Raw genomic sequence first — 19176 nt, 5'->3', positions numbered from 1 at the left:
CGATGTCCTTTTGTATACCATTTGTTCTACATATGTTCAATTGGAATCTTTGCGAACCACCGATATGTCTGGCGGTTGGCAGGGTGGGCGAATAGATGATGCCGACAGCTTCCGCGGTATGTAGACGCGGGCAACGCCGGGTGTGTTCGAGCGCAACAAAAAGGCCCGCGCATGCTGCGATGCGCGGGCCTCTGTCTGGAGAATATGGCTACGCGATCAGCTCTTCAGCTTGGCATTGCAGAGGCTGTAGAAGCCGCCGCCCTTCTGGATCCAGCGCAGGCCATTCAGCGTGTTGGCGTCCTTGTTGGCATAATACACCTCGAGGCAGGTGTGCATGCGGCCCTTGGCCGGCGTCTCGCCGGCGTATTTCTTCGAGATCGCGGCCGGGAACTTCACGCCCTTGGGAGCGGTGACCGAGGGCTTCTCGGGCTCGCTGGTATAGGTCGCCTCGCTCGGAGCGGGCACGGTGTCGTCGTCATCTGCGCCTGCGCCGCATTCGGCCTTGCGGAAGTCGTTCCACTTCTTGCCGCCCAGAGTATTGGCAGACTTGGCAGCCTGGTACTTGGCGCTGCAATCGGCCATGCTCAGGCCCTTGCCGCTGCTGTCGGCAGCTGCCTTGGTGGTTGCCTTGGCGGGTGCTGCCGCGGCCGAGGCCCCGGCGGCGCATTCGGTCTTGCGGAAGTCGTTCCACTTCACGCCGTTCAGTGTGCCGGCGGCCTTTGCCGCCTGGTACTTGGTGCTGCATTCCTTGGCCGTCAGGCCCTTGGCGCCATCGTCGGTTGTGGCTGCGGCCTTGGTCGTGGCCTTGGCGGGTTCTGCCGCGGCGGATGCGCCGGCGGCGCATTCGGTCTTGCGGAAGTCGTTCCACTTTGCGCCATTGAGCGTACCGGCGGCCTTGGCAGCCTGGTATTTAGCGCTGCATTCCTTGGCCGTCAGACCTTTGGCGCCGTCATCAGCAGCGGCGGCGGCCTTGGTCGTGTCCGTCTTGGCCGCAGCGGCCTTCTTGGCTGCCGGCTTTGCGGTCTCGGTGGTGGCCGCCGCGTCGGTGCCGCACTCGGCCTTCCGATACTGATTCCAGGTCTGCCCGTTCAGCGTGCCGGCGTCCTTGGCGGCATTATACTTGGTACTACACTGGGCCATGGTCAGCGCGCTGGCGGGCGCCGCCATGAACAAGGTTGCGACGGCAAGACCCGTCAAAGTTGCAAGTCGGTGGATGAGCATGGCGTTCTCCCGTTGCTGCGCCCATAGGTTGTATCTGTGTCAATCAATAGCTCTCAACGCTAGGCTGCGCCAGATGCTAAACGGCGTTCTCCCGATAAGGTGATGGACCCTTGCGATCTGCCCCTCCAACAGTCCCGGCTTACCGGCCCAATCTGCGCAGTGTGGCCCAGTGTGAATGCTATATTGCGGCAACACCGTGTCATGATACGCTGCCCAACGCTCCGAACAGCCTGCTACAATGATTTTCTAAGAATTGGTAATATACAATCACACAATGTGATAGTCGGGCTCGGACCAATTGTGGCATTACGAGCCGGCTGAAAAACCGACGGGGATTCTGGCAAGCATGGCAGGACGTTATTTTGGCACCGACGGCATTCGCGGGCGCGCCAACAAGTTTCCGATGACGGCTGAGATCGCGATGCGGGTCGGCATGGCCGCCGGCCTGTCGTTCCAGCGCGGCAGCCATCGCCACCGCGTCGTGCTCGGCAAGGACACCAGGCTGTCCGGCTACATGATCGAAAACGCCATGGTGTCCGGCCTGTGCGCGGCCGGCATGGATGTGTTCCTGCTCGGCCCGATCCCGACACCGGCGGTCGCCATGCTGGTGCGCTCGCTGCGCGCCGATATCGGCGTCATGATCTCGGCCTCGCACAACCCTTATTACGACAACGGCATCAAGCTGTTCGGTCCCGATGGCTACAAGCTCTCCGACGAGATCGAGGAGCGCATCGAGAGCATGCTCGACAAGGATATCGAACTGGCGCTCGCCGATTCCGACGGGCTCGGCCGCGCCAAGCGCGTCGACGGCGTGCATGACCGCTACATCGAATTCGCCAAGCGCACGCTGCCGCGCTCGATGTCGCTGTCGGGTCTCAGGATCGTCGTCGATTGCGCCAATGGCGCAGCCTACAAGGTGGCGCCCGCCGCACTTTGGGAACTGGGCGCCGAGGTCATTGCCATCAATGTCGATCCGAACGGTTTCAACATCAACAAGGAATGCGGGTCGACCCATCCGGCCGGCCTGCAGAAGAAGGTGCATGAAGTGCGCGCCGATATCGGCATCGCACTCGACGGCGATGCCGACCGTGTCGTCATCGTCGACGAGAACGGCGCCATCGTCGACGGTGACCAGATCATGGCGCTGATCGCCGAGTCCTGGCACCAGAGCGGGCGACTGGCCGGCGGCGGCGTCGTCTCGACGGTGATGTCCAATCTCGGCCTCGAACGCTTCCTTGGCGACATGAAGCTGCAGCTGCATCGCACCAAGGTCGGCGACCGCTATGTCGTTGAGCATATGCGCGCGCACGGGTTGAATGTCGGCGGCGAGCAGTCGGGCCACATTGTGCTGTCCGATTTCTCGACCACTGGCGACGGGCTGGTCTCGGCTCTGCAGGTGCTGGCCTGCATCAAGCGGCAGAACCGGCCGGTCAGCGAATTGTCGAAGAAATTCGAGCCGGTGCCGCAACTGTTGAAGAATGTCCGCATCGCCGGCGGCAAGCCGCTTGAAGAAGCCTTAGTCAAGGCGGCGATCGAAGATGCGCGCAACCGTCTAGGCAAGGCCGGCCGCCTGGTTATCCGGCCCTCGGGCACCGAGCCGCTGATCCGCGTCATGGCCGAGGGCGACGACCCACAGCTGGTCGAGGCCGTGGTCAACGACATCGTCGACATCATCTCGGAAACGCGCAGCGCCGCCTGATTGCGCTGCCTCCGACGGGCAGGGGCGAACTGCCGGCTCAAGACTTCAAGCCCGCCTGCAGGCGGGCTTTTTGTTTCGGCCAGGGTTGGTCCCAGCGTCATGCCGGCGGAGGCCGTTTGGTAAAATGTCGAGAATTCGTGGTTAATTGACAGGGTTAAACGCCTTTTAACTTTTGCAATTCATTATCCACAACTGAGGTCAAACACATTCGAGCGGATTCAAAGTTCCGACGGGTTCTCAGGGGTGACAAACATGTTCAATACAGCAAAAAGGGCTTTCCTTGCCGCGCTGTTCGCAGGCGTGGCCGGGCCAGTATTCGCCGCCGATCTGGCGGAGCCGCCAGTGGTCGAAGAGGCGCCGGCGCCGATCGCCTATGAACAGCCGGCCGATTTCGGCGGCTGGTACATCCGCGGCGATATCGACTATCACTGGTCGAAGTTCCGCGGTGGTGACTACACCACCTACAGCCCGGCACCGCCCCAACTCCCCGGTTCGTTCGCCTCCGGCAAGTTGAAGAGTTCCTTTTCGGCCGGCGCCGGTGTCGGTTACCAGGTCAACCGGTACTTCCGCACCGATCTGACCTTCGACTGGATGGGCAAGTCCAATTTCCGCGGCTCGACCAATGGTTTCTGCGGCGGCGGCATAGCTTGTACCTCCGTCGACACATCGTCCTATTCGGCGATGCTGCTCCTGGCCAATGCCTATGTCGATATCGGCACCTGGCACGGCGTGACGCCCTATGTCGGCGCCGGCATCGGTGGTGCCTGGGTCAAGTGGGATACGCTGCACAATACCGATCTCGATGGCTCCTTCGAGCACAGCGGCGGCAAGGGCTGGCGCTTTGCCTATGCCCTCATGGCCGGCGCCTCCTACTGCCTGACCGACCGGGTCAAGCTCGATCTCGGCTATCGCTACAGCCACATCAATGGTGGCAAGATGTTCAACTACGCCTCCGACAGCGATGTCGGCCCGGGCTTCGATCGCGGCATCAACGTGCACGAAGTGCGCGGCGGCCTGCGCTACCAGTTCGGCCGGTCGGACTGCGCCCCGCCGCCGGAGCCCTACGTTCCCGAACCGGAGCCGGTCTACACCAAGTAGTCGCTTCGAAATCCAGGAATTTGCGAACCGCCCGGCCATGCCGGGCGGTTTTTGTTTGCCGATTGCGGTGCACTTCCAGGCCGCGGCGTGCGGAGAGAAAGCCTATCGAAATCAAATCGGTAACGTCGCGTTATCCTTAACCCGCACTTAACCACTATGGTTAACAATGCCCACTGAAACGGCGCTTGCGATCAAAATGAAGAGCGCTAATTTCAGGAGCCGGGGACCCATGAATTTAAAATTGCTGACAGCGCCGGCACTTGCCGCACTCGCACTTGCGCTGCTGACGCCGGCGCAAGCCGCGGACTACGATCCGCCGATCTATGTCGATCAGGCGCCGGACTATCAACCGGTCGAGGTCGGCTCGGGCTGGTATCTGCGCGGCGATGTCGGCTACGCGTTCAGCCATCCCTTCGAGCATGAGGAAGCGACAACCGGCCCGCTTAACAGCTTTACCGATGAGAGCAGCCTTTTCACAGGCAGTTTCGGTATGGGGTATCATGTCAACGACTATCTTCGGGTCGAGCTGAACGGCGGGATTCTTCCGACCGACAAATTCGGGGAACACGCCAAGTTGGCAGCCACTTGCGACGGCCATACGCTTGTGGACGACGGTTTTGGCACCATCAATTCCGTCGCGGCTACGCAGGCATGCGATCTTTCCGACAATGCTTCCAACAAAGGCTACAGCATCATGGCCAATGGCTATGTCGATCTCGGCACCTATGTTGGGATCACTCCATATCTTGGCGGAGGGATCGGTGTCGCATACAATAAATATTACAGGAGCATTGGGGCGAAGGATTGCGTGGAAGTGGCCCCCAATTCGTCCGGTACGGGCGGGTTCTCTTGTGACGATCCGGCCGGTTACGAGGGTGCAACGGATAAGGAGGGCAAATTCAACCTTGCCTATTCGATCGGTGCCGGCCTTTCCTATCAGGTGGCCAAGAACGTGTCGGTTGACCTTGGCTACGAATATTTCTCGGTGCCGGAGGGCAAATACGTCGCCTATGACAGCGGCGCCTTCAACATCCACAAGGGCATCAATTATCAGACGGTCAAGCTCGGGCTGCGCTACGACCTCTGGTAGGCTGGCTGCAGATACGAAACCCGACGGCGGATCTCTTCGATCCGCCGTTTGCGTTTGAGTTCACGACATACTGATCCCGTATCGCCAGTATCCCGCCAGCGACAGAAACTTTCCTCTTGACGCCTGAGGGTTGAACGCATATCGCCGTCCGTGGGCCACCCCTCCCCAACGAGGGGCCACTATCTGGAAGGATAGACCACGATGACGACGCATACGAAGCCCGGACTCCGTCCGGCAAATCCCAATTTCTCCTCAGGTCCCTGCGCAAAACGCCCCGGCTGGTCGGTCGAGGCGCTGAAGAATGCCGCGCTCGGCCGTTCCCACCGCGCCAAGATCGGCAAGACCAAGCTCGAGCAGGCGATCGAGCTGACGCGCGAAATTCTCCAGGTTCCGGCGGATTACCGTATCGGCATCGTGCCGGCGTCGGACACGGGTGCTGTCGAGATGGCGCTGTGGTCGCTGCTCGGTGAACGCGGTGTCGACATGGTGGCATGGGAAAGCTTTGGCTCGGGCTGGGTGACCGATGTCGTCAAGCAGCTGAAGCTCGCCGGTATCAGAAGGATCGAGGCAGGCTATGGCGAACTGCCGGATCTCACCAAGATCGATTTCGACCGCGATGTGGTCTTCACCTGGAACGGCACGACCTCAGGCGTGCGCGTGCCGAATGGCGATTTCATCCCGGCGGATCGCAAGGGCCTGACCATCTGCGATGCCACCTCAGCGGCATTCGCGCAAAAGCTCGATTTCCAGAAGCTCGATGTCGTCACCTTCTCCTGGCAGAAAGTGCTGGGCGGCGAGGGCGCACACGGCATGCTGATCCTGTCGCCTCGCGCCGTCGAGCGACTGGAAACCTACAAGCCGGCGTGGCCGCTGCCGAAAATCTTCCGCCTGACCTCGGGCGGCAAGCTGATCGAAGGCATCTTCAAGGGCGAGACCATCAACACGCCGTCGATGCTGTGCGTCGAGGACTATCTCGATGCGCTTCATTGGGCGAAGTCGATCGGCGGTCTCGATGCGTTGATTGCCAGAGCCGATGCCAATGCCGCCGTGCTCGATGGCTTTGTCGACAAGTCGTCCTGGCTCGGCCATCTCGCGGTCGATGCGGCGACACGGTCCAACACGTCCGTATGTCTGTCCTTCACCGACGCCGATGTCGCGGCGCTCGACGCCGACGGGCAGGCGGCCTTCGCCAAGGCGATCGTCTCTGTGCTCGACAAGGAAGGCGTCGCCTACGACATCGGCTCCTATCGTGACGCACCTTCCGGTCTGCGCATCTGGTGCGGCGCCACCGTCGAGACCTCCGATCTCGAGGCGCTGCTGCCCTGGCTCGACTGGGCCTTCGCCACGCAGAAGGCTTCGCTGAAGGCAGCAGCCTGAGATTTCGTGGTGGCCTGCGGGCCGCCCTTTCCCGACAATCCAATTCAAGGAGGCCGCCATGGCGCCCCGCGTTCTCGTCTCTGACAAACTCTCCACCACCGCCGTCCAAATATTCAAGGACCGCGGTATCGAGGTCGACTATTTGCCCGATCTCGGCAAGGACAAGGAAAAGCTGCTCGAAGTCATCGGCCAGTATGATGGCCTTGCCATCCGCTCGGCGACCAAGGTCACGGAAAAACTGATCAACGCAGCGACAAGACTCAAGGTCGTCGGCCGCGCCGGCATCGGTGTCGACAATGTCGACATCCCCGCGGCGAGCCGCAAGGGCATCATCGTGATGAACACGCCCTTCGGCAATTCGATCACCACGGCCGAACATGCGGTGGCGATGATCTTTGCACTCGCCCGGCAGATCCCGGAGGCCAATGCCTCGACCCATGCCGGCAAATGGGAAAAGAACCGCTTCATGGGCGTCGAGATCACCGGCAAGACGCTGGGCGTCATCGGCTGCGGCAATATCGGCTCGATCGTTGCCACGCGCGGCGTCGGCCTGAAGATGCATGTCGTCGCCTTCGATCCGTTCCTGTCGGACAAGCGCGCCGAGGAACTCGGCGTCGACAAGGTCGAGCTGGACGAGCTTTTCGCCCGCGCCGATTTCATCACGCTGCACACGCCGCTGACCGACAAGACGCGCAACATCATCGACGCGGCGGCGATCGCCAAAATGAAGAACGGCGTGCGCATCATCAATTGCGCGCGTGGCGGGCTCATCGTCGAAGCCGACCTGGTCGCGGCGCTGAAGAGCGGCAAGGTGGCGGGCGCCGGCGTCGATGTGTTCGAGGTCGAACCGGCGGAGAACAACGCGCTGTTCGGCATGGAGAATGTGGTGGCAACGCCGCATCTCGGCGCCTCGACAGCGGAAGCGCAGGAAAATGTCGCGCTCCAGGTGGCCGAGCAGATGGCCGACTATCTGATCAAGGGCGCGGTTTCGAATGCCATCAACATGCCCTCGATCACGGCCGAGGAAGCACCGCGGCTGAAGCCGTTCGTCAAGCTCGCCGAAGTGCTCGGCGCCTTTGTCGGCCAAGTCACCGAGGACCCGATCAACGAGGTCGAGATCCTGTTCGACGGCTCGACCGCGACGATGAACACGCGTGCCCTGATCAGTGCCGCGCTTGCCGGACTGATCCGGCCGCAGGTCGCCGACGTCAATATGGTGTCGGCGCCGATCATGGTGAAGGAGCGCGGCATCATCGTCGCCGAGGTCAAGCGCGACAAGTCGGGCGTGTTCGACGGCTACATCAAGCTGACGGTGAAGACCGAGCACATGACGCGCTCGATCGCCGGCACCTGCTTCTCCGACGGCAAGCCGCGCTTCATCCAGATCAAGGGCATCAATCTCGACGCCGAGGTCGGCCAGCACATGCTCTACACAACCAATGCCGATGCGCCCGGCATTATCGGCCTGCTCGGCACGGTGTGCGGCGAGAACGGCGTCAACATCGCCAACTTCCAGCTCGGCCGCAACCGGCCGGGCGGCGACGCGATTGCGCTGCTCTATCTCGACGCGCCGTTCCCGGAAAAAGTGCTGGAACAGGTCAAGGCGCACAAGTCGATAGACTCGGCCAAGCGGCTGCAGTTCGACGTCAACGCGATGTAGTTGACGTCGTGGCGGACGCGGCGGTCCTCCCCCCATCATTGGGGCGGCCGCCGCACAGGCCGGTTCAGGTCAATTCATCTGTGCCGTCGGAGACGCCCACGCGATGCCGATAGACCAATTCCCAGCCCTTCCAGCCTGTAAACAGCAGGACCAGAACCACGATCAGCGACAAGATAAAGCCGGTCGGGATCACAGCCGCCGCTCCACCGACATAACGCGAGTACCAGTTATAAAGCTCGATCAGCACGACGAGCACGTTGCCGCCGGCATGGAGCCATGCCGTCGTGAGATTGCGGATCTGAACATCGCCGAGAACGTCCGTCAGGCCGGTAAGAGCGGCCAAGGCGCCCATGATCAGGCCGGCGCCGAGAAGCCAAAGCGATCCGGTGACCCACCCGGGATCGGCTGTTTGCCAGAAAATCAGATCGCAAACGAAGGTGCCGACAAAGAAGGCGATCGGAAACGGAATCAGCATTGGATGAATGGGGTGACCGGCAATGCTTGCCGTGCTGCGAGGGTTATGGCTCATCTTGTTGCCTCCCACGCAAGCAAACTCCGCCAGAGGTAAAATGTTCCAGGTCGGCGCGCGGCAGCAGGCATCGCGACGGCGGCGCAGCGCGGCAGCAGCCAAATGTTATCCGCGGCGGTTCGGTGCCGCCATCTTGCGCCCGCTGTATTCGGCGAGCGAAATGCCGCCCAGCACCAGGACGAGCGCCAGCGCCTGGTAGAGCTGGAATGTCTCGCCGACGATCAGCACTGACAGCAGCGTGCCGAAGATCGGCACCAGATTGATGAACAGCCCGGCACGGTTGGCGCCGATCAGTTCGTTGCCCCTGATGTAAGTGATCTGCGAAATGACCGAGGCGCCGATCGCGGTATAGACGATGACCACCCAGCCGCTGATATCGGGGACGATAACCTTGCCGGCGGCGACCTCCCACAGGAAGAACGGCAGCGAGGTGATGAGGGCAGCGATCGCCAGGGACGACATCAGGCTCTGCCAGCGCATCACCGGCTTCAGCCGCAGCCCGACCGAATAACCGCTGTAGAGGACGACCGCGACCAGCATGATGGCGTCGCCGAAATTGAGTTCCAATGTGAGCAGCCGGCGCGGATCGCCGTGGCAGGCAGTCAAGATGACGCCGAAGATGGTCAGCACCACGCCCGCAATCTGAGCCCAGCTCACGCGCAGGCGGAAGAAGAAGAAATTGGCAATGATGATCAAGACCGGCATCGCCGCCTGTTCGATCGAGACATTGATCGCCGTTGTGTAGTTGAGCGCGGTGTAGAAAATGGTGTTGAACAGAGTGAAGCCGCTGGCGCCAAGTGCAGCCAGGACGAACCAGTGTTTGCGCACCACCGGCCAGTCCTCCCTGATCGTGCGCCAGCCGATCGGCAGCAGGATCGCGACGGCCAGCACCCAGCGCAGGAAGACCAGCGTCATCGGCGAGACGTGACCGACCGCCAGCTTGCCGGCGACGGAATTGCCGCCCCACAGCAAGGTGGTCAGCAGCAGGAACAGGTAGGCGCGTCGATGCATGCGGGATTCCGGCCGCCTGGGAAGTTGTGTTTGCCGGCCTATTGCCCCCGCCGACGCAAGTAAATGATGTCAAAGCCGAAAATTGTTGTGCCTCAGGGCATTTTCGACGGCAAAGAAAGGTCGCGCTTGCGAGGTCTTGACGCTATAGAGGCCTGTCGTTTCGAACCATATCCAGGCCGCCAGGGCGGCATCTCAAGGGAAAAGAAACATGGCCAATGTGGTGGTCGTCGGCTCGCAATGGGGCGACGAAGGCAAGGGCAAGATCGTCGACTGGTTGTCGGAGCGCGCCGACGTGGTCGTGCGCTTCCAGGGCGGCCACAATGCCGGCCATACGCTGGTCGTCGACGGCAAGGTCTACAAACTGTCGCTGCTGCCGTCGGGCGTGGTGCGGCAAGGCAAGCTGTCGATCATCGGCAATGGCGTCGTCTTCGACCCGCACGCCTTTGTCGCCGAAGTGGCAAAACTCAAGGCGCAAGGCGTCGAGGTCACGCCGGACCGCCTGAAAATAGCCGAAAACACGGCGCTTATCCTGTCGCTGCACCGGGAGCTGGACGGATTCCGCGAGGACGCCGCCTCCAATTCCGGGACGAAAATTGGCACGACGCGTCGTGGCATCGGCCCAGCCTATGAAGACAAGGTGGGCCGGCGCGCGGTTCGGGTGATGGATCTGGCGGATTTGGAAACGCTGCCTCTCAAGGTCGACAGGCTGCTGACGCATCACAATGCGCTGCGTCGCGGGCTTGGCCATGGCGAAGTCACGCATGAGGCGATCATGACCGAGCTGACCTCGGTCGCCGATGAGATCCTGCCCTATATGGACCGCGTCTGGAAAATCCTCGACGACAAGCGCCGCGCCGGCGAACGCATCCTGTTCGAGGGCGCGCAAGGCACGCTGCTCGACATCGACCACGGCACCTATCCGTTCGTCACCTCGTCCAACACCGTTGCCGGCCAGGCAGCCGCCGGCTCGGGGGTGGGCCCCGGCGCCATCGGCTATGTCCTGGGCATCACCAAGGCCTATACGACGCGTGTCGGCGAAGGCCCGTTCCCGACCGAGCAGAAGAACGAGATCGGCGAATTTCTCGGTACGCGTGGCCACGAATTCGGCGTCGTCACCGGGCGCAAACGCCGTTGCGGCTGGTTCGACGCCGTGCTGGTGCGCCAGGCCGTCGCCGTCAACGGTATCAAGGGCATCGCCCTGACCAAACTCGACGTGCTCGACGGGCTGGATGAGATCAAGGTCTGCACCGGCTACCGTCTCGACGGCGAAACGATCGACTATCTGCCGGCCAGCCAGGGCGCGCAGGCGCGTGTCGAGCCGGTCTACGAGACGCTCGAAGGCTGGAAAGGCACCACAGCCGGCGCGCGCAGCTGGAACGACCTTCCGGCGCAGGCCGTCAAATATGTCCGTTACATCGAGGAGCTGATCGGGGCACCCGTCGCGCTCCTTTCCACCAGCCCGGAACGGGACGACACGATACTTGTGACCGATCCGTTTCAAGACTAGTTTTCTGAAGCCTTTCCGGGCATCGCGGCCGATTTGCGGGGGCCGGCGCGGAAACAAAATACAGGTCGACTGAAGCATGGCAGATTTCGTTGCTATTCTGAAAAAGGCGCTCGACAAGCACGGCGACGAAACGCCCGAAAAGCGTACGCGGATCTATGAAAGCGTTCGTACCATGCTGGCGAAGAAGCTTGCGGAGTATTCGCCGCCGCTGGCCGCCGAAGCCATAAGCACGCAGAAGCGATCCCTGGAAGATGCCATCTCGAGCGTCGAGCGCGACTATGCCAGGGCGGTGCCGGCATCCGATCCGCTGGCGGAGCTGGAGCACATCTTCTCCTCCATAGACCGCAACAAGAACCAGTCCAGTCATGTAAAGCCTTCCGCCACGCCTGCGCCGGCCTGGCAGCCGGCGAAACCCGTGCAGCCGGCGCCGACCGCCAGGACAGAGCCGAGCTGGCAGAGGCCCGCGCCGACACCGCCGTCGCCTGCGCGTGCAGAAACCATCGACAAGCAAGCCGTGGAGCTGGACGCCGACGACGACAGCGCCGATGTGTTCGCCAATGACGAGCAGCCGGTCGCGGACACGTTCCAGCGCCTGCGCCCAGCCGAGCGCAGGCGCAGCTATGGCGGGTTGATCGCGGCTGTCGTCGCGCTTCTGGTGGTCGCCGGCGGCGGCTATGGCATCTGGCTGAACAAGGATGCCTTTGGCTCGATGCTGGGCCTCGGCGGCGACACCAAGACGGTCTCGACCGAACCGCTGGTAAAGCCGGCGCCGGCCAAGCCCGCGGCCGATGCACCGGCACCGGCCGCTGCCGGCGAGGGAACGAAGTTCACCCAGCGCCTGTCGCCCGAAGGCGGTGAAACCGACCCCGGTCCCGCGGCCGGTCAAAGCGGCATCGGCGAGGGCGAGTCCGTCGCCGCGCTGACCACACCGCCACCCCCGGCTCCAGCGCCACCTGCGGCTCCAGCGCCTGCGACCCCGCCGGCCGGCGACGCCGCAGCCACGGGCGCGCCCGCCGCGCCGGCGCCCGACGCTTCCGCCACGCCACCGGCAACGCCGCCCGCCGATGGCGCCGCTCCGCCGCCCAATGGGGCAGCACCGGCTGATGCCGCCGCCACGCCGCCCGCGACCGGCACGCCGCCCGCGGCGCCGGCGGCCGCCGCTTCCGAGCCCACCGTTGCGGTCGGCCAGAAGGCGATCTTCTACGAGGAACGCACCTCGACCGCGCAAGGATCGGCCGAACCCGGCAGCATCGTCTGGTCGCTGGTGCAGGAATCCCCCGGCGGCGACCTGCCGCCTGAGCCGGCGATCCGCGCCGAGGCGACCATTCCCGGCAAGGACATCCAGCTGCGCATGACCATCCGCCGCAATACCGACCAGACGCTGCCGGCCAGCCACATCATCGAGATGATCTTCCTGACGCCCGAGGGCTTTGACGGCGGTGGCGTCGACAACATCCTGCGCGTCGCCATGAAGAGTTCGGAACAGGATGCCGGCAGCCCGCTGATCGGCATTCCGGCCAAGATCGCCGACGGCTTCTTCCTGGTGGCGCTCAACGACACCAAGGCCGACGAGGACGCCAATATGACCTTGCTTCGAGGCCAGGACTGGATCGACGTGCCGGTGGTCTACAAGACCGGACGCCGGGCGCTGCTGACCATGGAAAAGGGCATTCCGGGCGAGAAGGTGTTCGACGAGGCGCTGAAGGCCTGGCAGGCCAAGACGGCAGGTTGACGGGCGGCAGTAGCGGCTGCCTTCGCTCAGAAGCCCTGGAACAGCATGTCGAGCGCGGCGACGATGTCGTCGTGATGTCTAGAAAGGTTTCCCTCTGGCATCCGCAATTCGGACGCGCTGAAGGCCGACACAAACTGTGTGACCATCACAAGATCTTTGCCGTTTATAGCGAAGGTCGGGTTCAGGCGGCGGCCAGGAAGCGGGGCAATCTCGGGCGGCATCAAAGGAACGACCACCCTCGTGCTCAGCCCTTCAAGCATATCTGACTGCACGTCGAGAAGATAACCGTCGCTCTCGGTACTCCGATAGAAATCGTAACGCGCCATCAGAACGGCCGGTGTTTAGCCAATGGCAGTCCGTTCTTTCGGACATATTCGTTGGAGCTTTCGATGGCTTCCCAGTTTTCTTCTTGCCATCGACGCGTTTTCTCCGTCGCAATCGCTTTCGCGATCCCTGCTTCGGCAGCGCGGGAGATGTTGATGCCCAACGCTTTGGCGTCCTTGATCAACTGAGAGTCAATGGACGTGTTGACAGAGGTCCGCTGAGTTTTTGGCGTCGATTGAAGCACGGAGATGCCTCCTTTCATGCGCACAATATACGCGCATAAAAGACCGCAGGCAATGCTACCCCTCCATCTCCTCACGCAGCATTTCCAGCTCCAGCCACTCTTCCTCGAGTGCGGCCAGCGTGGCGCGTTCCTTGTCGAGGGCGGCGATGGTCTTTTGGAACGAGGCCGGGTCGCGCTCGTAATAGGCGGGATCGGCAATGTTGTTTTCCAACCGCGAGATCGAGGCCATTACCGCCTCGATCTTCTTGGGCAAGGATTCCAGGGCGAATTTCTGCTTGAACGACAGTTTCTTCGACGGCCCTTTTGGCGCTGCCGGCTCGCTCTTGCCCGGCGCCGGCGCATCGCTGGTTTCGGCCTTGGCGCGCGCCTTGCGGTCGTCGAGCCGGGTGCCGCCGCGCTGCGCCAGCATGTCGGAATAGCCACCGGCATATTCGATCCAGCGGCCGCCTCCGTCCGGGGCGATGATGCTGGTGACGGTGCGGTCGAGGAAGTCGCGGTCGTGGCTGACCAGGATGACCGTGCCGGCAAAGCCGGCGACAAGTTCCTGCAACAGTTCCAGCGTCTCCATGTCGAGATCGTTGGTCGGCTCGTCGAGCACCAGAAGGTTGGCCGGCCGCGCCAGAACACGCGCCAGGAGCAGCCGCGCCCGTTCGCCGCCGGACAGCTCGCGCACCGGGGTGCGCGCCTGTTCCGGCTTGAACAGGAAATCCTTCATGTAGGACACGACATGGCGCTGCTCGCCATTGATGACGAGGTTTTCGCCGCGCCCGTCCGTGAGATACTGCGCCAGGGTCTCGGCCGGATCGACCGCCTCGCGCTTCTGGTCGAGCGTGGCGATTTCCAGATTGGTGCCGAGCCGCACCGAGCCGGCATCGGGCTTCATCTCGCCGGTGAGCATCTTCAACAGCGTCGTCTTGCCGGCGCCGTTCGGCCCGACAAGGCCGACGCGATCGCCGCGCTGGATGCGGGTCGAGAAGCCCTTGACCACGGTCAGGTCGCCAAAACTCTTCTCGATGTTCTTGGCCTCAATCACCAGCTTGCCGGATTCGGCGGCGTCGCTGGCCACCATGGTCGCCGAGCCCTCGGCGCCGCGATGGCCGCGAAAACGCTGGCGCATGGTCTGCAGTTCGCCCAGGCGGCGCATGTTGCGTTTGCGGCGAGCCGTCACGCCATAGCGCAGCCAATGCTCCTCGCGCACGATCTGGCGGCCGAGCTTGTGCTGTTCGCGCTCTTCCTCTTCCAGCACAAGGTCGCGCCATTCCTCGAAATGGCCAAAGCCCTTGTCGAGGCGGCGGGTCTGGCCACGGTCGAGCCAGACAGTGGCGCGCGAGACGCGTTCGAGGAAGCGACGGTCGTGCGAGATGACGATCAGCGCCGAAGACGTCCGGACAAGCTCTTCTTCCAGCCATTCGATGACCGACAAATCGAGATGGTTCGTCGGCTCATCAAGCAGCAGAATATCGGGTTCGGGCGCCATGACGCGGGCAAGTGCTGCGCGGCGCGCCTCGCCGCCGGAGAGATCGTTGGGGTTCTCCGTGCCGGCGAGGCCGAGATGCTCCATCAGATATGTGGCGCGGTAGGGATCGTCGGCAGGCCCAAGCCCGGCCTCGACATAGGCGCGCACATTGGCAAAGCCGTCCATGTCGGGCATTTGCGGGAGATAGCGCACCGTTGCCGAAGGCTGGCGGAAGACCTCGCCGTCTTGCGGCTCGATCAGACCAGCAGCAATCTTCAGGAGCGTCGACTTGCCGGAGCCGTTGCGGCCGACGAGCGCGATCTTGTCACCGGCGGACGCCGTCAGTTCGGCGCCATCGAGCAGCGGCGTGCCGCCAAAGGTCAGTCTTATGCCGTCGAGGTTGAGAAGGGGCGGGGCCATGTCAGCTTTCAGGCAAGGGGTAGGGGTGGGCGAGCAGCAGCGCGCGGCCATGGCCGAGCGCGATTTCGAGGCCGCCCCCGGTCGTGTTGGACTTGACCTCGTTCGAGATGGTCAGCGACGAGCCGAACACGACCTCGACATGGTCGAGCGGCCACTTCGCGCCGGACACGGTGAGGCCCGAAAGATCGGAAAAGCCGAGCACCGAAAACAGCGTTCCGTCGGCATAGTCGAAGCCGGCCTTGCCAGGCAGCAGAGGGGCGCCTTCCTGCGCTCCGCTGGTCAACAGCAATTTTGTGCCGGCCTCGGCCAGCCGCAGGCTGAGCGCCAGATGGAGGAAGGCGTGGTCGGCGCGCTTGCCGCCGAAAGCGCCGGCCAGCACCAGGCTGGTGGCGCCGCGTTCCAATGCCGCCGCGATCGCCAGTTCGCCATCGGTCTTGTCCTTTTCGGGAGGAAACACCTCCCGCGGCACGGCGGCGAGATCGGCAGGCAGGTCCGCCGGCACGGAATCGAAATCGCCGACCCACAGCTCCGGCATCACGCCGAGCAGGCGGGCATGATCGATGCCGGCGTCGGCGGCGATGACGCGCGTGCCCGCGACCTGGCGGTCGAGCCGCGGCGTGCGGACGAGATCGCCGCCAAGCAGGATGGTGAATGTGCTCATATCCGCTGGCCCTTACCAGCCCCGCCGACGAAACGGAAGGCCGAGCGGCACCGTCACTCTTTGTTGGAGCATGATCTTTTTCCGGAAACGGATTCCACTTTCCGGGATCACGCTCGGGCAAACTTCCACTTGCGTGGCACCTTGGCCGGGCCTATGTGTCGAAACGCTCTAACGGGGTGCCGGACGCGATCTTCGCGGACCGGCTGAGAGGCAGTCTCGCCAACCCGCTGAACCTGATCCGGTTTGTACCGGCGGAGGGATTAGACGCTTCGGACAGCCCGACGCCTCAATTCCTTTCAACACGAATGAAGGAGGCGCCGATGCGCATGTTTTTGTCCCGTTTTGTCCCAGCGCTGGGGCTTGCTGTTTCGCTACTGGCAAGCCCTGCGTCCGCGCAGGAAAAACTCACGATCTATACCTATGAGAGTTTCACTGCCGACTGGGGTCCGGGCCCCCAGGTGAAGAAGGAATTCGAGGCCGAGTGCGGCTGCAGCGTCGACTTCGTCTCGGTGGCCGACGGCGTCGCGCTGCTCAACCGCGTCAAGCTCGAAGGTGCCTCGACCAAGGCCGATATCGTGCTTGGTCTCGACACCAACCTCACTGCGGAAGCCAAGGCTTCCGGCCTGTTTGTCCGACATGGCGCGGTGGCTGAAAACAACGTGCCGGGCGGCTGGAGCGACGACACTTTCGTGCCCTATGATTATGGTTATTTCGCCGTCGTCTACGACACCGAAAAGCTGAAGAGCCCGCCGAAGAGCCTGAAGGAACTGGTCGAGGGCGATGCCGCCGACAAGATCGTCATCCAGGATCCGAGGACGTCGACGCCGGGCCTCGGCCTGCTGCTGTGGGTCAAGTCGGTCTATGGCGACAAGGCGCCGGAAGCCTGGGCGAAACTCAAGGGCAAAGTGCTGACGGTGACGCCGGGCTGGAGCGAGGCCTACGGCCTGTTCACCAAGGGCGAGGCGCCGATGGTGCTTTCCTATACGACGTCGCCGGCCTACCACATGGTGGCCGAGAACACCGGGCGCTACCAGGCGGCCTCGTTCGAGGAAGGCGAGTATCTGCAGATCGAGGTCGCCGGCATCACCACCACGGGCGCGAAGAATCCGCTGGCGGCGAAGTTCCTGGCCTTCATGACCGGGCCGAAATTCCAGGATGTCATTCCGGAGACCAACTGGATGTTCCCGGCCGGGAAAACCGACAAGCCGCTCAATCCGGCTTTTGATAGGCTGGTCAAGCCGGCGAAGACCTTGCTGTTCAGCCCGGAAGAGGTCGCGGCAAATCGCAAGGCCTGGGTGGATGAATGGCTGGCGGTGATGAGCAAGTAGATTTGGCTGTATAGTCAAAAGATGAGTGCTCTACGGCGCCCCCCTCTGTCCTGCCGGACATCTCCCCCACGAGGGGGGAGATTGGCCTTTACGTTGACTTTCGCCAATCTCCGAAGCTGCAGGAATGAGCGGAGCGCTAAAACCGCCAATCTCCCCCCTCGTGGGGGAGATGTCCGGCAGGACAGAGGGGGGCGCGAAGGAACGCGACGCCCGGTAAAGAGTGCAACGCTCTGACCCCCGCATCACGGCCGGCATTGTCGCGCTTGCGGCAATCGCGCTGCTGATCGGTGCCGCCTTCGCCGGCCTTATCCGCGAAGGCGCGCACGACCTTTCCGGCGCCGCGTCCGCCTTTGACCTCTATCTCGTGCGCGTTGTCCGCTTCACGCTCTGGCAGGCTGCGCTCTCGACTCTGCTTTCCGCCGTACCGGCGCTCTTCGTCGCCCGGTCGCTGTCGCGGCATCCGCGCTTCTTCGGACGCGGCTTCATCCTGCAGCTGTTCACTGTGCCCCTTGCCTTGCCGGCAATTGTCGGAGCGCTGGGCATACTGGCGCTCTATGGCCGCGCCGGTTATTTCGCCGCGATCGGTGGCCAGAGCTGGCCCGACATCTATGGGCTGTCGGGCATCCTCGTCGCCCACGTCTTCTTCAACCTGCCGCTGGCCACCCGGCTGTTCCTCGAAGCGCTGGGAACGGTGCCGGCCGATCAATGGCGGCTGGCGAGCCAGCTCGGCATGGGGGCGTGGCCAGCCTTCCGGCTGATCGAGTGGCCGGTGCTGCGCGCCGCGCTGCCGGGCGTCGCCGGGCTTGTCTTCATGCTTTGCATCACCTCCTTCACCATCGTGCTGATCCTCGGCGGCGGGCCGGCGGCGACGACGCTGGAAGTCGCCATCTATCAGGCGCTGCGTTTCGACTTCGATCCGGCGCGAGCGGTGACGCTGACGGTGCTGCAGATCGCGCTGACTTTTGCCGTCATGCTGGCGCTGACGCGGCTCGGCGCCAATGTGACCGGCGACGCCAATTTGCCTGTCGCGCCGCGCCGCTATCACTTGGCCGGCAAAGCAGAAACAGCGTTCAACGCCGTCCTGATCGTGCTCGCCTTGCTGTTCGTCGCCGGACCAATGGCGGCCACCGTCGCGTCCGGCCTCGGCGCCGATCTCGGCCGGCTGGCGGGCGAGAGTGCCGTGCGTCAGGCGACGCTGACCAGCGCCGGTCTCGCCTTCTCTGCGGCGCTACTTTCGGTGTCGCTGTCGCTGTCGCTGATCATGGCTCGGCGGGCACTGTCGCTGCGCCGCCGGTCCAGTGCCCGTTCATTGCTCGAACATGCCACCGACACCGGCGCCGGCTTCGTCCTCGTCGTGCCGCCCATTGTCATCGGCGCCGGCTGGTTTCTCCTGCTGCGCACGGTCAGCGATGTCTTTGCTATAGCGCCGGTCATGGTCGTCACCGTCAATGCGGTGATGGCGATGCCCTTTGCCATCCGCGCGATGCGCCCGGCCTATGATGCGGCGAGCGAGCGCCACGAAACGCTGTGCGCGCAGCTCGGCATTGCGGGCTGGAACCGGCTGCTTCTGGTCGACTGGCCATCGCTCCGGCGGCCGCTGGCCACCGGCTTTGCCTTCGCCATGGCACTGTCGCTCGGCGATCTCGGCGTCATCGCGCTGTTCGGCAGCGATTCGGTGCAGACCTTGCCCTATCTCCTGCTGGCGCGCATGGGCAGCTATCGCACGGCCGATGCTGCCGGGCTGGCTTTGCTGCTCGGGGCGGTCTGCCTTGCGTTGGTGGTCGCGGCAGACTGGCTGGGACGGGGAGAAAGATCGTGA

At 63.3% G+C, this 19176-nt stretch carries 16 protein-coding genes and 1 riboswitch; of the genes, 9 read left to right on the top strand and 7 right to left on the bottom strand.

Annotated elements, in window-relative coordinates:
* Positions 1–216: 216 nt before the first annotated feature.
* Positions 217–1221 carry a hypothetical protein gene (locus ACYG97_RS21130; RefSeq protein ID WP_023733020.1) on the bottom strand — a complete coding sequence of 335 codons (1005 nt, stop codon included), beginning with the start codon at positions 1219–1221 and terminating at the stop codon, positions 217–219.
* Between the two features lie 346 nt (positions 1222–1567).
* Here ACYG97_RS21130 and glmM point away from each other — a divergent pair, with 346 nt between their 5' ends.
* From glmM to serA, 5 genes are all read left to right on the top strand, one after another.
* Positions 1568–2920: a phosphoglucosamine mutase gene (gene glmM, locus ACYG97_RS21125; RefSeq protein WP_023688970.1), complete on the top strand. Its 1353-nt coding sequence runs from the start codon at positions 1568–1570 to the stop codon at positions 2918–2920.
* Between the two features lie 252 nt (positions 2921–3172).
* Complete coding sequence (locus ACYG97_RS21120) at positions 3173–4018, top strand: outer membrane protein (protein WP_023711972.1); 846 nt, start codon at positions 3173–3175, stop codon at positions 4016–4018.
* A 166-nt stretch (positions 4019–4184) separates the two neighbouring features.
* Positions 4185–5108, top strand: a complete 924-nt coding sequence (locus ACYG97_RS21115; RefSeq protein WP_348626116.1) for an outer membrane protein — start codon at positions 4185–4187, stop codon at positions 5106–5108.
* A 201-nt stretch (positions 5109–5309) separates the two neighbouring features.
* Positions 5310–6485: a phosphoserine transaminase gene (locus ACYG97_RS21110; protein WP_023733021.1), complete on the top strand. Its 1176-nt coding sequence runs from the start codon at positions 5310–5312 to the stop codon at positions 6483–6485.
* Between the two features lie 58 nt (positions 6486–6543).
* A complete protein-coding gene (serA, locus tag ACYG97_RS21105) occupies positions 6544–8145 on the top strand; it encodes a phosphoglycerate dehydrogenase (protein ID WP_023699182.1) in 1602 nt (533 codons plus the stop codon).
* A gap of 64 nt (positions 8146–8209) precedes the next feature.
* Here serA and ACYG97_RS21100 read toward each other — a convergent pair whose 3' ends face one another.
* Both ACYG97_RS21100 and ACYG97_RS21095 read right to left on the bottom strand, forming a co-directional pair.
* Positions 8210–8674, bottom strand: a complete 465-nt coding sequence (locus ACYG97_RS21100; RefSeq protein WP_023733022.1) for a DUF2231 domain-containing protein — start codon at positions 8672–8674, stop codon at positions 8210–8212.
* A gap of 105 nt (positions 8675–8779) precedes the next feature.
* Positions 8780–9685 carry a DMT family transporter gene (locus ACYG97_RS21095; RefSeq protein WP_023733023.1) on the bottom strand — a complete coding sequence of 302 codons (906 nt, stop codon included), beginning with the start codon at positions 9683–9685 and terminating at the stop codon, positions 8780–8782.
* 208 nt (positions 9686–9893) lie between these two features.
* Here ACYG97_RS21095 and ACYG97_RS21090 point away from each other — a divergent pair, with 208 nt between their 5' ends.
* Positions 9894–11192, top strand: coding sequence for an adenylosuccinate synthase (locus ACYG97_RS21090; RefSeq protein WP_023684197.1), 1299 nt, complete (start codon positions 9894–9896; stop codon positions 11190–11192).
* A 76-nt stretch (positions 11193–11268) separates the two neighbouring features.
* On the top strand, positions 11269–12924 hold the full coding sequence (locus tag ACYG97_RS21085; protein ID WP_352652198.1) for a hypothetical protein: 1656 nt from the start codon (positions 11269–11271) through the stop codon (positions 12922–12924).
* Between the two features lie 26 nt (positions 12925–12950).
* Here the strand turns inward: ACYG97_RS21085 and ACYG97_RS21080 are convergent, their stop codons facing one another.
* Genes ACYG97_RS21080 through ACYG97_RS21065 form a run of 4 tightly spaced genes read right to left on the bottom strand, consistent with a single transcriptional unit; the run spans position 12951 to position 16029 of the window.
* On the bottom strand, positions 12951–13250 hold the full coding sequence (locus ACYG97_RS21080; RefSeq protein ID WP_023673676.1) for a CcdB family protein: 300 nt from the start codon (positions 13248–13250) through the stop codon (positions 12951–12953).
* Complete coding sequence (locus ACYG97_RS21075; protein ID WP_245260894.1) at positions 13250–13492, bottom strand: type II toxin-antitoxin system CcdA family antitoxin; 243 nt, start codon at positions 13490–13492, stop codon at positions 13250–13252. The genes ACYG97_RS21080 and ACYG97_RS21075 overlap by 1 nt, the downstream gene beginning before the upstream one ends.
* A gap of 55 nt (positions 13493–13547) precedes the next feature.
* Positions 13548–15368 carry an ABC-F family ATP-binding cassette domain-containing protein gene (locus tag ACYG97_RS21070; protein ID WP_023734763.1) on the bottom strand — a complete coding sequence of 607 codons (1821 nt, stop codon included), beginning with the start codon at positions 15366–15368 and terminating at the stop codon, positions 13548–13550.
* A 1-nt stretch (position 15369) separates the two neighbouring features.
* Positions 15370–16029 carry a thiamine diphosphokinase gene (locus ACYG97_RS21065; RefSeq protein WP_023690494.1) on the bottom strand — a complete coding sequence of 220 codons (660 nt, stop codon included), beginning with the start codon at positions 16027–16029 and terminating at the stop codon, positions 15370–15372.
* A 162-nt stretch (positions 16030–16191) separates the two neighbouring features.
* A riboswitch (TPP riboswitch) is annotated at positions 16192–16306 on the top strand.
* A gap of 49 nt (positions 16307–16355) precedes the next feature.
* Here ACYG97_RS21065 and thiB point away from each other — a divergent pair.
* Entirely contained in the window at positions 16356–17357 is a 1002-nt protein-coding gene (thiB, locus tag ACYG97_RS21060; RefSeq protein ID WP_156937246.1) for a thiamine ABC transporter substrate binding subunit, read from the top strand.
* A 220-nt stretch (positions 17358–17577) separates the two neighbouring features.
* Complete coding sequence (gene thiP / locus ACYG97_RS21055; RefSeq protein ID WP_023734761.1) at positions 17578–19176, top strand: thiamine/thiamine pyrophosphate ABC transporter permease; 1599 nt, start codon at positions 17578–17580, stop codon at positions 19174–19176.

It is taken from the genome of Mesorhizobium sp. W067 (assembly GCF_054719525.1).
Note: the sequence above shows the minus strand (reverse complement) of the source record. Positions and strands in the feature narration are given on the sequence as shown.